The organism is Kitasatospora sp. NPDC002965 (genome assembly GCF_040611255.1).
Classification (GTDB): domain Bacteria; phylum Actinomycetota; class Actinomycetes; order Streptomycetales; family Streptomycetaceae; genus Kitasatospora.
This window is the reverse complement of record NZ_JBEXNT010000099.1, coordinates 22,981-37,254: the sequence shown is the minus strand read 5'-3', so window position 1 is coordinate 37,254 and position 14,274 is coordinate 22,981. Positions and strand designations below refer to the sequence as shown.

13 protein-coding genes are annotated in these 14,274 nt (G+C 73.3%); 7 read left to right on the top strand and 6 right to left on the bottom strand.

Translation table 11 applies throughout. The annotated features are described in order from the left end of the window. Positions 1–95: 95 nt before the first annotated feature. The 3 genes from ABZY91_RS30090 to ABZY91_RS30080 form a co-directional block, all read right to left on the bottom strand. On the bottom strand, positions 96–1,061 hold the full coding sequence (locus ABZY91_RS30090; protein ID WP_355405999.1) for a hypothetical protein: 966 nt from the start codon (positions 1,059–1,061) through the stop codon (positions 96–98). Positions 1,062–1,353: 292 nt separating this feature from the next. Further along, positions 1,354–2,571 carry an acetyl-CoA C-acetyltransferase gene (locus ABZY91_RS30085; RefSeq protein ID WP_355405998.1) on the bottom strand — a complete coding sequence of 406 codons (1,218 nt, stop codon included), beginning with the start codon at positions 2,569–2,571 and terminating at the stop codon, positions 1,354–1,356. 112 nt (positions 2,572–2,683) lie between these two features. After that, positions 2,684–3,871 carry an SGNH/GDSL hydrolase family protein gene (locus ABZY91_RS30080; protein WP_355405997.1) on the bottom strand — a complete coding sequence of 396 codons (1,188 nt, stop codon included), beginning with the start codon at positions 3,869–3,871 and terminating at the stop codon, positions 2,684–2,686. 374 nt (positions 3,872–4,245) lie between these two features. Between ABZY91_RS30080 and ABZY91_RS30075 the strand changes: the two genes are divergently transcribed. The 4 genes from ABZY91_RS30075 (at position 4,246) to ABZY91_RS30060 (ending at position 8,559) form a co-directional block, all read left to right on the top strand. Further along, positions 4,246–5,649 (top strand): cystathionine beta-synthase, encoded by a 1,404-nt coding sequence (locus ABZY91_RS30075; protein WP_355405996.1) that lies wholly within the window; start codon positions 4,246–4,248, stop codon positions 5,647–5,649. A gap of 410 nt (positions 5,650–6,059) precedes the next feature. Continuing rightward, positions 6,060–6,398, top strand: a complete 339-nt coding sequence (locus ABZY91_RS30070; RefSeq protein WP_329879693.1) for a hypothetical protein — start codon at positions 6,060–6,062, stop codon at positions 6,396–6,398. 195 nt (positions 6,399–6,593) lie between these two features. Then, positions 6,594–7,934: an Ig-like domain-containing protein gene (locus ABZY91_RS30065; protein ID WP_355405995.1), complete on the top strand. Its 1,341-nt coding sequence runs from the start codon at positions 6,594–6,596 to the stop codon at positions 7,932–7,934. 130 nt (positions 7,935–8,064) lie between these two features. Beyond that, entirely contained in the window at positions 8,065–8,559 is a 495-nt protein-coding gene (locus ABZY91_RS30060; protein ID WP_355405994.1) for a DUF1203 domain-containing protein, read from the top strand. 27 nt (positions 8,560–8,586) lie between these two features. Here the strand turns inward: ABZY91_RS30060 and ABZY91_RS30055 are convergent, their stop codons facing one another. Both ABZY91_RS30055 and msrA read right to left on the bottom strand, forming a co-directional pair. Further along, the gene (locus ABZY91_RS30055; RefSeq protein ID WP_329879696.1) at positions 8,587–8,955 is read right to left on the bottom strand and encodes a cupin domain-containing protein; all 369 of its coding nucleotides are present in this window, start codon (positions 8,953–8,955) and stop codon (positions 8,587–8,589) included. 118 nt (positions 8,956–9,073) lie between these two features. Next, a complete protein-coding gene (gene msrA / locus ABZY91_RS30050; protein ID WP_355405993.1) occupies positions 9,074–9,742 on the bottom strand; it encodes a peptide-methionine (S)-S-oxide reductase MsrA in 669 nt (222 codons plus the stop codon). Positions 9,743–9,957: 215 nt separating this feature from the next. Here msrA and ABZY91_RS30045 point away from each other — a divergent pair, with 215 nt between their 5' ends. Further along, positions 9,958–11,112: a cystathionine gamma-synthase gene (locus ABZY91_RS30045; protein WP_355405992.1), complete on the top strand. Its 1,155-nt coding sequence runs from the start codon at positions 9,958–9,960 to the stop codon at positions 11,110–11,112. A gap of 19 nt (positions 11,113–11,131) precedes the next feature. On the opposite strand, the gene ABZY91_RS30040 is transcribed toward ABZY91_RS30045, so the two are convergent. Next, the gene (locus ABZY91_RS30040) at positions 11,132–11,611 is read right to left on the bottom strand and encodes a MarR family transcriptional regulator (RefSeq protein WP_329879699.1); all 480 of its coding nucleotides are present in this window, start codon (positions 11,609–11,611) and stop codon (positions 11,132–11,134) included. 122 nt (positions 11,612–11,733) lie between these two features. On the opposite strand from ABZY91_RS30040, the gene ilvA reads away from it, so the two are divergent. Both ilvA and ABZY91_RS30030 read left to right on the top strand, forming a co-directional pair. Further along, on the top strand, positions 11,734–12,945 hold the full coding sequence (ilvA, locus tag ABZY91_RS30035; RefSeq protein ID WP_355405991.1) for a threonine ammonia-lyase: 1,212 nt from the start codon (positions 11,734–11,736) through the stop codon (positions 12,943–12,945). A 263-nt stretch (positions 12,946–13,208) separates the two neighbouring features. Then, the gene (locus ABZY91_RS30030; protein ID WP_329879701.1) at positions 13,209–14,273 is read left to right on the top strand and encodes an ATP-binding cassette domain-containing protein; all 1,065 of its coding nucleotides are present in this window, start codon (positions 13,209–13,211) and stop codon (positions 14,271–14,273) included. The last annotated feature ends 1 nt before the right edge of the window (position 14,274 follow it).

The following is a 14,274-nucleotide window of genomic DNA, read 5'->3' as shown; positions in this document are numbered from 1 at the left end:
CGCCGGGGGCCGCCGGGCGCCGCCCGGGGCCCGCACACCCCGACGGCCGGCGGGGTCTGAAACCCATTTCCCCGGCCGGCCTTCTCGCCGCTGCGTCAGATGCTGGCCACCACCCGGTCGGCGAGCACGTACACGGCGTCCTCGTCGGTGGAGAAGGTCAGGGAGTAGGAGCCGGAGAACCGGGAGCCGCCGAGCAGCCGGACGTTCTCACCGGCCCGTACGGCGTCGATCAGCCGGTACGCGGCCTCGCGGTCGCCCGGGGCCACGCAGAGCGTGGTGCCGTCGGCGAAGGCGTAGACGTCCAGGGTGCCGAGCGGGCCGGGGCGGACGTCGACCAGGGCGGTGCCCTCCTCGGCGAGCGCGGTCAGCCGGGTGTCGGTCCACTCGCGGGACGGTGCCTGGCTGGGCACGAAGTCGGGGTGCGAGGGGTGGCGGCGCGGGTCGGGGGCGGCCACCGGGGCCTCCTCGACGGCCGAGCCGGCGTCCAGCAGCCCGGCCTCCAGCCCGGTGGCCAGCAGGTCGGCCTCGCGCCGGGCCCGGGCGTCCCCGGCGGTCTCGCCGGCCGGGCCACCGGCCGGGTGGCCGGCCGGGTGGCCGGGGCGCAGCGGGCTGCCGCCCTCGGTGACGGGATCGGCCGGGTGGGCGCCGCCCTCGTTGATCAGGTCCTCCAGGGCGGAGCGCAGCGCCTCGCCGAACTCCGGGTCCATGGTGCCGGCGTTGTCGGCGGCCTCCTGCGGCCCGGTCGGCCGGGGGAAGAAGAGCGGCCACTCCTCGGTGCTGCTGAGGACACCGGCGAAGGGGGAGTCGAACAGCGGCGCGTCCTCGGCCGCGCGGGCCTCCTGCTCGGCCCAGAACGCCCGGGCCTCGGTGATCTCCCGCTCGCGGTCGGCGGCCAGTGCCTCGGCGACGGCCCGGCGTATCGCGGCCTCGTCGACCGTGGCGGGGTGGTCGGCGGCCGCGGCCTGCGCGTCCAGACGGCGGGAGATTCCCCGGAGGTGGAACAGGACGGTGGTCGACAGGGCGATCGGGATCAGCAGCAGGATGGCGTAGACGACGCTCACGGAACGTACTCCTAGGGAGGAGTGGAACGGGGTTACGTCTCCACATTGCCGCATGCGGCCGTGTTACCGCAGGGGTGAATGTCCAATTTGTCAGTGACTTTCCTCCTTGTCCCCAAATTGTTAGGTAACACCGTTCTACGCTGCGGAGTTGATCCGCTCCGCACTGTCGATTTTCGGCCCGGAAATGAATGAATCGAGGGCCGGATCGACCTTTCGGTGTGATCCGGCCCTCAATTACGCAGCGTCACTCCAAACGGGTGGTCTGGACCCTTGGGGGTTGACGCCGGAGCGGTCAGCTGAGCCGCTCGACGACCATCGCCATGCCCTGGCCGCCACCGACGCACATGGTCTCCAGGCCGAACTGCTTGTCGTGCCACTGCAGGGAGTTGATCAGGGTGGTGGTGATCCGGGCGCCCGTCATGCCGAAGGGGTGGCCGACCGCGATGGCGCCGCCGTTGACGTTCAGCCGGTCCAGGTCGACGCCGAGGTCGCGGTAGGACGGGATGACCTGGGCGGCGAAGGCCTCGTTGATCTCGACCAGGTCGATGTCGCCGATGGTCAGGCCGGCCCGCCTGAGGGCCTGCTTCGAGGCCTCGACCGGGCCGTAGCCCATGATCTCGGGGGAGAGCGCGCTGACCCCGGTGGAGACCACCCGGGCGAGCGGGGTGATACCCAGCTCACGGGCCTTGGTGTCGGACATGACGACCAGCGCCGCGGCGCCGTCGTTCAGCGGGCAGCAGTTACCGGCGGTCACGGTGCCGTCGGGGTGGAACACCGGCTTGAGGCCCGAGACGCCCTCCAGCGTGACGCCGGCGCGCGGGCCGTCGTCCGCGGAGACGACGGTGCCGTCGGGCAGCGTCACGGGGGTGATCTCGCGCTCCCAGAAGCCGGCCCGGATGGCGGCCTCGGCGAGGTTCTGCGAGCGGACGCCGAACTCGTCCTGCTCGGCGCGGGTGATGCCCTTGAGCGCGGCCAGGTTCTCGGCGGTCTGGCCCATGGCGAGGTAGGCGTCCGGCAGCAGGCCGTCCTCGCGCGGGTCGTGCCACTCGCCGCCGCCCTGCGCCGCGCGCTCGGCGGTGCGGGCCTGGGCCTCGTCGAAGAGCGGGTTCGTGGTGCCGGGCAGGTCCGAGGTGCCGTTCACGCTGCGCGAGACGGTCTCCACGCCGGCCGAGAGGAAGACGTCGCCCTCGCCGGCCCTGATCGCGTGCAGCGCCATCCGCGTGGTCTGCAGCGAGGACGAGCAGTAGCGGGTGACGGTGGTGCCGGGCAGGTAGTCCATGCCCATCTGCACGGCCACGATGCGGGCCAGGTTGTGGCCCTGCTCGCCGCCGGGCAGGCCGCAGCCGAGCATCAGGTCGTCGATCTCGCGGGGGTCGAGCTGGGGCACCTTGGCGAGTGCGGCGCCGATGACGTGCGCGGTCAGGTCGTCGGGGCGGACGTCCTTGAGGGAGCCCTTGAAGGCCCGGCCGATCGGCGAACGGGCGGCGCTGACGATGACGGCTTCGGGCATGGCGGGCTCCTCGCTGGGTGACCTTCGGCTACGGGTGCCCGGGGCGGCCCCGGGCCGGGTGGGCGCGGGCCGGACGACGGACGCCCGGGTAGGAAAGTTACCGCCTGGTAGGTCAGGCGTCACCCGCCCCGGCGTGTGAGCTGGCCGACGTGTTCCCGTCCTCCGCGGCCTGCGCCGGGGCGGCCTGCGCGGGTGCGTGCGCCGGGCCCTGTGCCGGGCCGTCCTCCGCGGCCTGCGCCGGGCCCTGCCCGGGCCCCCGCGCGGGGGTGGGCCCGGCGGTCCGCCCGGGGTCCGAGACCGCCCAGGAGCCGGGAAGGCCGATCCGCAGCCGGTTCCGCAGCAGAGCCCAGCGCCGGACCGCGCCCTCGGTGCCGACCGCCGCCACCTCGGTGCCGGACCGTCCGGCCGCTGCCGCCGCGGCCACCGCCACCGGCAGCACCGTCTCGCCCGGCACCCGGCCGGCCGGCCGCTCCTCCTCCGGCCAGAGGCCCAGCGCGGCGCAGACGGAGGGCAGCACGGCCATCGCGGCCGTCGCGTACCCCTGGGCCGACGGGTGGTAGCGGTCGGCGGCGAACATCTCGGGGCGGGCGGCGAACTCCGGCCCGAGCAGCGAGCCCAGCGAGACCGTCCGGCCGTCGGCCTCCACCACGGCGATGGTCTGCGCGGCGGCCAGCTGGCGGCTGAGCCGGCGGGCCACCCAGCGCAGCGGCGGGTGGACCGGCTTGATCGTGCCGAGATCCGGGCAGGTCCCGACCACCACCTCGCAGCCGGTCGCCCGCAGCGCCGCGACCGTCTCGCCGAGCTGGCGCACCGCGAGCTGGGCCGGGCTGTGCCGGGTCACGTCGTTGGCCCCGACCATGATCACGGCGATGTCCGGGCGGTGCGGCAGGGCCAGGTCCAGCTGGCCGGCCAGGTCGGCGGACCGGCCGCCGGAGAACGCCACGTTGACCAGCCGGACCGGGCGCTCGGCCACCGAGGCCAGGCCCGCGGCGAGCAGCGCGCCCGGGGTGTCCCGGGCCCGCAGCACGCCGAGGCCGGCGGCGGTGGAGTCCCCGAGGAAGGCCAGCACCAGAGGGGGCCGCGAACCGGCCGAGGCGTCGGCGAACGCCTCGCCGTAGACGCCGTCGGCCCGGGGCGGATCGCCCTCCAGGACGCCGATGGCCTGGACGGCCAGCTTGCTCTCGGTCAGCAGCAGGCCGACGAGGCCCACGCCCAGCAGGCCGAGCCCGCCTCCGCCGTACGCCGCCGCGGTGGCGATCCGGCGCGCCACCCGGGCCCGCGACTCGTGTGCCCCTGGCATCCGGTACCCCCTTCGCGTCCTCGTGCCGCCCCGACGGGGCCGTTGCCGATGCGTGTACACCCCTCCTACCCGGGTTGGCGCCGGGCTACGACGGGGGTGGGCCGTTCGTGGCACCGGGAGCGGGGCGGGGAGGCCGGTCCGGGGCCGGCCTCCGGCCGGTCCCCGGACCGGGACGGCGCGGTGGGGGCGCCGCCCGGACCGCGCGGGAGCCGGTCCGCGCGGCGCCCGGTGCGCGGGTGCGGAAGAGGGGCGGCACGCCCCCGGTGTGACCGGGGTGCAGGGCGGGGAGGAAGGGGCGGGCCGGGGTCGATGGCACGGCCTAGGCTTTGCAGTACCGAAAAGCACTCGCATGCCCACAGACCGGGAGGACCCCCGTGCGGTACCACAACTCGATCATCGACCTGGTCGGCAACACGCCACTGGTCAAGCTGAACAAGGTCACCGAGGGGATCAGCGCGACCGTGCTCGCGAAGGTCGAGTACTTCAACCCCGGAGGCTCGGTGAAGGACCGGATCGCGATGCGCATGATCGAGGCCGCCGAGGCCTCGGGCGCCCTGAAGCCCGGCGGCACCATCGTCGAGCCGACCTCCGGCAACACCGGCGTCGGCCTGGCGATCGTGGCCCAGCAGAAGGGCTACCGGTGCATCTTCGTCTGTCCGGACAAGGTGTCCACCGACAAGATCAACACCCTGCGCGCGTACGGCGCCGAGGTGGTCGTCTGTCCGACCGCCGTCGCCCCCGAGCACCCGGACTCCTACTACAACGTGTCCGACCGCCTGGTCCGCGAGACCCCCAACGCCTGGAAGCCGGACCAGTACTCCAACCCGGACAACCCGGCCTCGCACTACCACTCCACCGGTCCGGAGCTCTGGGAGCAGACCGACGGGAAGATCACCCACTTCGTGGCCGGCGTCGGCACCGGCGGCACCATCTCGGGCACCGGCAACTACCTGAAGGAGGCGTCCGGCGGCAAGGTCAAGGTGGTCGGCGCCGACCCGGAGGGTTCGGTCTACTCCGGCGGCACCGGCCGTCCGTACCTGGTCGAGGGCGTCGGTGAGGACTTCTGGCCGACCGCCTACGACCGGGGTGTCGCCGACGAGATCGTCGCGGTCTCCGACAAGGACTCCTTCCAGATGACCCGCCGCCTCGCCAAGGAGGAGGGCCTGCTGGTCGGCGGCTCCTGCGGCATGGCGGTCGTCGCCGCGCTGGAGGTCGCCAAGAAGCTGGGCCCGGACGACGTGGTCGTCGTGCTGCTGCCGGACGGCGGCCGCGGCTACCTGTCGAAGATCTTCAACGACGACTGGATGGCCGACTACGGCTTCCTGCCGTCCGCCACCGACGAGGCGCACATCGGCGAGGTGCTGGCCCGCAAGGACGCCATCGAGCACGAGGGCATCCCGCAGTTCGTCCACATGCACCCCAGCGAGACCGTCGCCGAGGCGGTCCGGGTGCTGCGCGAGTACGGCGTCTCGCAGATGCCGGTGGTCTCGCCGGGAGCCGGCCACCCGGACATCATGGCCGGCGAGGTGATCGGCTCGGTGGCGGAGAAGCTGCTCCTGGAGGGCGTCTTCGCGAACGAGATCCAGCTGGGCGACACGCTGGACAAGGTGATGTCCAAGCCGCTGCCGGTGGTCGGCTCGGGCGAGACCGTCACCAACCTGATGTCGGTGCTGGAGAAGGCCGACGCCGCGGTGGTGCTGGTGGAGGGCAAGCCGCAGGGCATCGTCACCCGCCAGGACCTGCTCGGATTCCTGGCCGGCAGCCGCGCCGGGCACTGAGGCCCGGTCAGCCGCCCTCCCCGACCGGACGGCTGAGGTTCCGTTTCCGGGCGAACTGGTACACCCGCGTCACCTGCGCGCAGCACGCGCTTAACAACGCTGCGCCATCGTTGTGGTCAACGGCAAGACGCCGAGTGAGGCGACGACGACGGTCCGGGAGCGGCTCCCCGGCGGCGCCGATCGTCTCCGGGCACGACGGCCGGCCCTGACCCGGCCGGCGGTGTCCTTGCCCGCGGGAGACGCCGTCGTCCCGCCCCTGACCGGCTCCGGCCGGACCCCAGGGTGCGGCGGCTCCCGCGGCAACCGCGCCGCTTGGCGCGTCTCCGCGACTCCCGGGTGGGGGAGTCCGGCGGAGGCGGCAGGGCCGGTCCCTCTCCGGAGGGGCCGGCCCTTCCCGTAATCTCGCACGCATGACCAGCACTGACACGACCGGCCAGGACGCTCCCCGCTACGTCCGGCTCAACATCGAGCTCATCGCCGAGATCACCGACGAGGGGGCGCTGAAGGCGGCGGCCCTGCAGCAGGTGGCGGTGGACGAGTACCTCGACGACGACGAGCGCGCGCAGTCCGTCGAGGCCATCGAGGTGGACCCGTCGGGTTCGCTCGCCCACTTCATCGACCCGGTGGCGCTGCTCGGCGACGTTCCGGGCGTCGAGCTCGCCTCGGCGACCTGGGAGTCCGCGAAGACCGACTTCGATCCCGAGGGCGACGAGTGGGACGAGTACACCGTGGAGGAGCCCGCCGAGTAGGGCCCGCCCAGTAGGGCCTGTCCGTCACGGCCCGTGATCGCCCGGTCTGCCCTTCGCAGGCCGGGCGTTTTGTCCATATTTGGCGGTAAGTTTCGTCATCTCGTACGATCGCTACCCGTTGGTGATGGAACCGTGAACGCATGGATTGCGTTTCTCTATCCGTAATGCCCGGATGATGAGCAGGGAGTGGGCGACGTGGCGGCAGGGGACGGTCAGGGCCGGTCGGCCGGAGGCAGCTGGAGCCGGCGCGGTGTGCTGGCCGGTCTCATCGGGGCCCCGGTCCTGCTGCTGGCGGCCTGCAACGACACCAAGGGCGGCGAGAGCGGGGCCGGAGGCAGCGGGGGTCCTGGCACTGGCACGGGCAGCGGCAGCGGCAGCACGGGTGGCACGGCCACCGGCACCACGGGCGCGGGTACGGGCGGCGGCCAGGCGACGCCCAGCGCCACCAGCACGCCGAAGACCTCGGTCGCCGTGATCACCGTCACGCCCGCCGACGGCGCCACCTCGGCCAGCTTCAGCGACCCGGTCAAGGTCACCGTCGCGAACGGCACCCTCACCGCCGTCAAGGTCACCGACTCCACCGGCAAGGCCCTGGCCGGCCAGCTCTCCGCCGACGGCACCGGCTGGACCTCGGCCGCCGCGCCGGCCAGCGGCACCAAGTACACCGTGACCGCCGCCGCCACCGACAAGGACAAGCTGGAGGCCGACGCCAACGCCGTCTTCACCACGGCGACCCCGGCCAACACCTTCGTCGGCTACTTCACCCCCGAGGACGGCTCGGTCGTCGGCGTCGGCATGCCCGTCTCGATCAACTTCAGCAAGCCGGTCACCGACCGCAGGACCGTCCAGCAGGCGATCACCGTCATAGCCGAGCCGGGCGTCGAGATCGTCGGGCACTGGTTCTCCAGCACCCGCCTCGACTTCCGGCCGCAGCAGTACTGGGCCAAGGGCACCAAGGTGACCGTCAAGCTCAGGCTCAAGGACGTCCAGGGCGCCAAGGGCGTCTACGGCACCCAGTCCAAGGACGTCCGCTTCACCGTCGGCCGGGCGCAGACCAGCGTCGCCGACCTCGCCACCAAGAAGCTCACCGTCACCACCGACGGCCAGGTCAGCGCCGTCTACGCGATCTCCGGCGGCTCGCCCGAGTTCCGCACCTGGGGCGGCAAGATGGTGATCACCGAGCAGTACCAGCAGACCCGGATGAACTCGCAGACCGTCGGCCTCGGCAGCGAGTACGACATCCCGGACGTGCCGCACGCCCAGCGGCTCAGCACCTCCGGCACCTTCATCCACGGCAACTACTGGTCCTCGCCGTCGATCTTCGGCAGCCAGAACACCAGCCACGGCTGCATCGGCCTGCGGGACGTCAAGGGCGGGCAGGACCAGGGCGCCGACGGCGCCAGGTTCTTCAAGAGCTCGATGATCGGCGACGTCGTCGAGGTCGTGAACTCCGGCGACAAGACCGTGGTGCCGTCCAACGGCCTCAACGGCTGGAACATGGACTGGGCCGATTGGAAGGCCGCCAGCGCCGTCTGACCCCCGCCGCGGGCCCGTCACGGGCCCCGCCGCAGGCCCCGTCCCGGGCGGGCCGGACCTCCCGGCGCCGCCGAACGCGACGACCGAAACCCGCCGGACCCGGCGCGGCTCCGGCGGCAGGGTGGACGGCATGACGACAACCACCACGCCCGCCCTGGCCGTCCGCCCGATCGACCCGGGCGTCCACCGCTCCCTGCTGGTCCGCGACGACGCGGGCCGACCGCCGGTCCGGTCCGTCGACGAGACCGGCGGCGCCCCGCTGCGCTGCTGCCTGAGCAAGGGCCTGCCGGGGGACCGGATCGCCCTGGTCTCCTACGCGCCGCTGCGCCGCTGGGCCGCCGAGACGGGGGCCGAACCGGGCCCGTACGACGAGGTCGGCCCGGTCTTCGTGCACGACGGGCCGTGCGCGGGCGCCGGCGGGGACGGCTGGCCGACCGGGTTCCACGGCAGCGAGCGGGTGCTGCGCGCGTACGACCGGCGCGGGCACATCCTGGGCGGCGTGCCGGTCGTCCCGGAGACCGCCGAGGCGGGCGCGGCGGCCCTGCTCGCCGATCCGGAGGTGGCCGTGGTGCACGTCCGCGCGCTGCACTTCGGGTGCTTCATGCACGAGGTCCGGCGGGCCTGACCCGCGTCCGGGGGCGCGGCGGGGTGCTCAGCCGCGCTTGGCGTAGTCGCCGAAGCCCTGCCAGTCCAGGATGACCGCCGGCTCGTCGCCCACCACCCAGGCGTCGTGGCCGGGCGGGCAGATCATGAAGTCGCCGGGGCCGAACTCGGCCTCCTCGCCGTCGTCCATGGCGATCGCCATCCGGCCGGAGACGACGTAGCCGACGTGGGCGGCCTGACAGCTGTCGGTCTGCGCGATGGGCCTGATGTGCTTCGACCACTGCCAGCCGGGCTCGAACACCCCCCGTCCGACGGCACCGCCGTCCAGGTTGACCAGGCGCACCTCTCCCTTGCCGCCCTCGAACGGGCGGACTTCCTCGGGATCGGTGTCGAAGCTTCTGCGCATGAGGCCGGCCATGAGGGGCTCCTCGGAGACGAGGCGGCCCCGCCACCAGGAGGGGTGGCGGGGCCGCCCTACTGGTCCTTCCAGTCTGCGCCTGCCGGGAGGCGGCGGAAAGCCGGAGGGACCCTCGGACTCAGCCCTCGGTGGTCCGGGCCACGCCGATGGGGCAGCTGGCACCGGTGCCGCCGAGGCCGCAGTAGCCGTTCGGGTTCTTGGCGTCCGACAGGTACTGCTGGTGGTACGGCTCGGCGGGGTAGAACGGGCCGGCCGGGGCGATCTCGGTGGTCACCGGGCCGAGGCCGAGCGCGGTGAGCTCCGGCTGGAAGGCGTCCCGGGTGGCGACCACGGAGGCCGCCTGGGCGGGGGAGTGGGTGTAGACCGCGGACCGGTACTGGGTGCCGACGTCGTTGCCCTGACGGTTGCCCTGGGTCGGGTCGTGCGACTCCCAGAAGGTCTTCAGCAGCTGCTCGTAGGAGATCACCGCGGGGTCGAACACCACCCGGACCGCCTCGGTGTGCCCGGTCAGGCCGCTGCACACCTCCTCGTACGTCGGGTTCGGGGTGTGGCCGCCCTGGTAGCCGACCAGCGTCGTCCAGACGCCAGGCAGGCGCCAGAACGCGCGCTCGGCGCCCCAGAAGCAGCCCAGCCCGAAGTCGGCCACCTCCAGCCCCGCCGGGTACGGGCCGGTCAGCGGGTGGCCGAGCACGGTGTGCGGCTCGCCGAGGGTGAAGGCCGGGGCCTCCCGGCCGGGGAGCGCCTGGTCGGCGGGGACGAGCGAGGTCTTGTGGCGGTTGAACAGCACGGCCTGCTCCAGCGGGTCGGGAAGGGTTGCGGACGTTCCAACGCGGACGGGCCGCCGGGGATTCCGGGGGAGGCCCGCCCGCCCCCGCCCGGCCGGGCGTGCGGCGGCCGGGGCGGCGGTCCGGGCTGCGGCGGTCGGGCCTGCGGCGGTCCGGGCCTGCGGGGCGTCGCCGCCTTCGGGGCGGCACCCCGCCGTTCGCCGACTACGCTCGGAGCATGACCGAGCACCAGCTTCCCCAGGGCTTCGAGACTCTCGCCATCCACGCGGGTCAGGAAGCAGACCCCCAGACCGGGGCCGTCGTCACGCCGATCTACCAGGTGTCCACCTACAAGCAGGACGGGGTGGGCGGCCTGCGGGGCGGCTACGAGTACAGCCGCAGCGCCAACCCGACCCGTACCGCGCTGGAGGAGTGCCTCGCCGCGCTGGAAGGCGGCGCCCGCGGCCTCGCCTTCGCGTCCGGCCTCGCCGCCGAGGACACCCTGCTGCGGACGATCCTCAAGCCGGGCGACCACATCGTCATCCCCAACGACGCCTACGGCGGCACCTTCCGGCTCTTCGCCAAGGTGCTGACCCGCTGGGGCGTCGAGTTCTCCGTCGCCAACACCCAGGACCTGTCGACCGTCCGCGAGGTGCTGCGCCCGAACACCCGCGCGGTGTGGGTGGAGACCCCGTCCAACCCGCTGCTGGGCATCACCGACCTCGCCGCGCTGGCCGAGATCGCGCACGGCGCCGGCGCGCTGCTGGTGGTCGACAACACCTTCGCCAGCCCGTACCTGCAGCAGCCGATCGCGCTCGGCGCCGACGCGGTCGTGCACTCGACCACCAAGTACATGGGCGGCCACTCGGACGTCGTCGGCGGCGCCCTGGTGCTGGCCGACGCGGCGCTGGGCGAGGAGGTCGCGTACCACCAGAACGCGATGGGCGCGGTCTCCGGCCCGTTCGACGCCTGGCTGGTGCTGCGCGGCATCAAGACCCTCGGCGTCCGGATGGACCGGCACAGCTCCAACGCGGAGAAGGTCGCCGAGCTGCTGGCCGGCCACCCCAAGGTCAGCCAGGTGCTCTACCCGGGCCTGCCCGAGCACCCCGGCCACGACATCGCCGCGAAGCAGATGAAGGCGTTCGGCGGCATGGTGTCGTTCCGCGTCCACGGCGGCGAGGAGGCGGCGGTCGAGGTCTGCAACCGGACCGAGCTGTTCACCCTCGGCGAGTCGCTGGGCGGCGTGGAGTCGCTGATCGAGCACCCCGGCCGGATGACCCACGCCTCGGTGGCCGGTTCGGCCCTGGAGGTACCGGCGGACCTGGTGCGCGTCTCGGTCGGCATCGAGTCGATCGACGACCTGCTGGCCGACCTCACGCGGGCGCTGGGCTGAACTCCCGGCCCTCGTACGCCTAGGCGCTCTGCCGGCCCGCCGAGTACGACTCCATCGAGTGGTTGAAGCGGGCCAGCAGGGCGCAGAACTCGCGCTGTTCCTCCAGTGGCCAGTCGGCCACCAGCTGTCGGGTCAACTCGGCCCGGCCGGCGCGGACTTCGGCCAGCCGGTCGGAGCCGAGCGGGGTCAGCGCGAGCCGGACGGCGCGCCGGTCGGCCGGGTCCTGGACCCGGCCGACCAGGCCGGCCGCCACCAGCGGGGCGACCTGCCGGGTGACGGTGGAGGAGTCGACGCCGAGCGCGTCGGCCAGGGCCTTGACGTTGGCGGGCCCGACCCGCTCCAGGCGTTCCAGCAGCAGGTAGGCGGCCCGGACCAGGGCGGCCACTCCGTCGGAGCCGCGGACCTGTTCCATTCTGCGGGCGAACACCGCGAGCTGGTACTGCAGTTGGGTGTGCACGGGGTCGGTGAGGTCGGTGGCCTGGGGCGAGGTCGTCGTCATCGCGGCTCACGATCGTCGTGCGGTGAGAGAGGCTCAGAACCAGCAGCGTACGCGGGCCGGGCGGGCCCGGGAACAGGTCCGACGTCCCCGGGTGGTCCTCCACCAAGGCATACGCTGCTGTCATGCACAGCTGGCCGATCACCCTCGACGACGTCCGCGGCGCCCAGAAGATGCTCGTCGGGGTAGCCCGGGTGACGCCGATGGAGGGCAGCCGGCACCTGTCCGCACTGGTCGGCGCTCCGGTCCACCTGAAGTGCGAGAACCTCCAACGGACCGGCTCCTTCAAGCTGCGCGGGGCGTACGTGCGGATCGCGGGTCTCTCACCGGTGCAGCGGGCCGGCGGGGTGGTCGCGGCGAGCGCCGGGAACCACGCCCAGGGGGTGGCGCTGGCGGCCTCGCTGCTCGGGGTCCGCTCCACGGTCTTCATGCCGGTGGCCGCGCCGCTGCCCAAGGTCGCCGCGACCCGCGAGTACGGCGCCGAGGTCCGGTTGCACGGCGCCACCGTGGACGAGGCGCTGCAGGCCGCGCAGCGGTACGCGGACGCGAGCGGTGCGGTGTTCATCCACCCCTTCGACCACCGGGACATCGTCATCGGGCAGGCCACCGTCGGGCTGGAGATCCTGGAGCAGTGCCCGGAGGTGCGCACCATCCTGGTCGGGGTGGGCGGGGGCGGTCTGCTGGCCGGGATCGCGGCGGCGGTCAAGCCGCTGCGGCCGGACGTGCGGGTGATCGGGGTGCAGGCGGCCGGGGCGGCCGCGTACCCGCCCTCGCTGGCGGCCGGACGCCCCGTCTCGCTGGAGCGGTTCGCCACCATGGCGGACGGGATCATGGTCGGCCGGCCCGGGGACATCCCCTTCGAGATCGTCAACACCCTGGCGGACGGCATCCGGACGGTCTCCGAGGACTCGCTCTCGCGGGCGCTGCTGCTGGGCCTGGAGCGGCTGAAACTGGTGGTGGAGCCGGCCGGGGCGAGTCCGGTGGCGGCCCTGCTGGAGCAGCCGGGTTCCTTCGAGGGGCCGGTGGTGGCGGTGCTCTCCGGGGGCAACATCGACCCGCAGCTGATGCAGCGGGTGCTGCGGCACGGGCTGGCGGCGGCCGGCCGCTACCTGTCGCTGCGGGTGCGGCTGGCGGACAAGCCGGGCGCGCTGGCGGACCTGCTGGGGGTGCTGACGAAGGTCGACGCCAACGTGCTGGACGTGGCGCACGTGCGGGTCGACCCGCAGCTCGGGCTGACCGAGGTCGAGGTGGACCTCCACCTGGAGACGAAGGGGCCGGAGCACTGCGCGGCGGTGCTCGGCGAGCTGCGGGACGCGGGGTTCGTGGTCTCCCGCTAGGCGAGGTGCGGGTGCGGGGTGCGGGTGCGGGGTGCCCGGGCAGGGGGGTGGGGGCCCGGGTGGGGTTCCCGTGGGGCTCCCGTTGTCAGTGGTGCGTGTCACCATGGCGGAGCTAATTCCCTTGCGCGATATATCGCGTTCTGCAAAACTCGCGATACATCGCGTCTTGTTGCCGTGCAGGCGAGAACCGAGTCGCTTGCGTGCCCTCATTCGGGGCAAAGTGGGACAGAACCGCTCAACCGTCCGAGGAGATGAGGCAGGCCATGGCGCCAGCCATCCAAGCCGAGAACCTGGTGAAGACCTTCGGCGACGTACGAGCCCTGGACGGCGTCAGCCTCGACGTCCCCGAGGGCACGGTGCTCGGGCTGCTCGGCCCGAACGGCGCCGGGAAGACCACCACCGTGCGCGTCCTCACCACCCTGCTCCGCCCCGACTCCGGCCGTGCCGTGGTCGCCGGGGTCGACGTCCTCAAGCACCCCAACGAGGTCCGCAGCCTGATCGGCCTCTCCGGCCAGTACGCCGCGGTCGACGAGTACCTCACCGGCTTCGAGAACCTCCAGATGGTCGGTGAGCTCTACCAGATGACCGCCCGCGAGGCGAAGGTCCGGGCGCTCGAACTGCTGGAGTGGTTCAACCTCACCGAGGCCAAGGACCGGACCGCCAAGACCTACTCCGGCGGCATGCGCCGCCGGCTCGACCTCGCCGCGGCCCTGGTGGTCCGCCCCCCGGTGATGTTCCTGGACGAGCCGACCACCGGCCTCGACCCGCGCAACCGGCTCGCCCTGTGGGAGGTCATCGAGACCCTGGTCGACCAGGGCACCACGCTGCTGCTCACCACCCAGTACCTGGAGGAGGCCGACCGCCTCGCCCACGACATCGCCGTGGTCGACCACGGACGGGTGATCGCGCGCGGGACGGCCGACCAGCTCAAGGCGCAGATCGGCGGCGAGCGGATCGAGGTCGTGGTGCACCGGCCCGACCTGGTCGCCGACGCGCTCGCCGCGCTCTCCGGGTACGCCCAGGGCGAGCCGACCGTGGAGCGCAACACCCGCAGGATCACCGTCCCGGTCAGCGGCGGCGCCCGGGTGCTCGCGGACGTGATCCGCGAGCTGGACACCCGCTCGATCGAGATCGACGACATCGGCCTGCGCCGTCCGACCCTGGACGACGTCTTCCTCTCGCTCACCGGCCACGCCACCGAGGCCGAGAGTGAGGAGAACGGCGCCGCGGGCAAGGGCGGGGCCGGTCACGGCAAGGGCCGCGGCGGACCGGCCGGGGACGGCCCGGGCGCCGACAAGCAGGCCGTCACGGCCGGCAAGGAGCTGTGAG

Coding starts and splice junctions, on each gene's coding strand:
- ABZY91_RS30030 (WP_329879701.1), top strand. CDS start 13,209: ATGGCGCCAGCCATCCAAGCCGAGAACCTGGTGAAGACCTTCGGCGAC.
- ABZY91_RS30045 (WP_355405992.1), top strand. CDS start 9,958: ATGACCGAGCACCAGCTTCCCCAGGGCTTCGAGACTCTCGCCATCCAC.
- ilvA (WP_355405991.1), top strand. CDS start 11,734: ATGCACAGCTGGCCGATCACCCTCGACGACGTCCGCGGCGCCCAGAAG.
- ABZY91_RS30070 (WP_329879693.1), top strand. CDS start 6,060: ATGACCAGCACTGACACGACCGGCCAGGACGCTCCCCGCTACGTCCGG.
- ABZY91_RS30060 (WP_355405994.1), top strand. CDS start 8,065: ATGACGACAACCACCACGCCCGCCCTGGCCGTCCGCCCGATCGACCCG.
- ABZY91_RS30080 (WP_355405997.1), bottom strand. CDS start 3,871: ATGCCAGGGGCACACGAGTCGCGGGCCCGGGTGGCGCGCCGGATCGCC.
- ABZY91_RS30085 (WP_355405998.1), bottom strand. CDS start 2,571: ATGCCCGAAGCCGTCATCGTCAGCGCCGCCCGTTCGCCGATCGGCCGG.
- ABZY91_RS30055 (WP_329879696.1), bottom strand. CDS start 8,955: ATGGCCGGCCTCATGCGCAGAAGCTTCGACACCGATCCCGAGGAAGTC.
- ABZY91_RS30040 (WP_329879699.1), bottom strand. CDS start 11,611: ATGACGACGACCTCGCCCCAGGCCACCGACCTCACCGACCCCGTGCAC.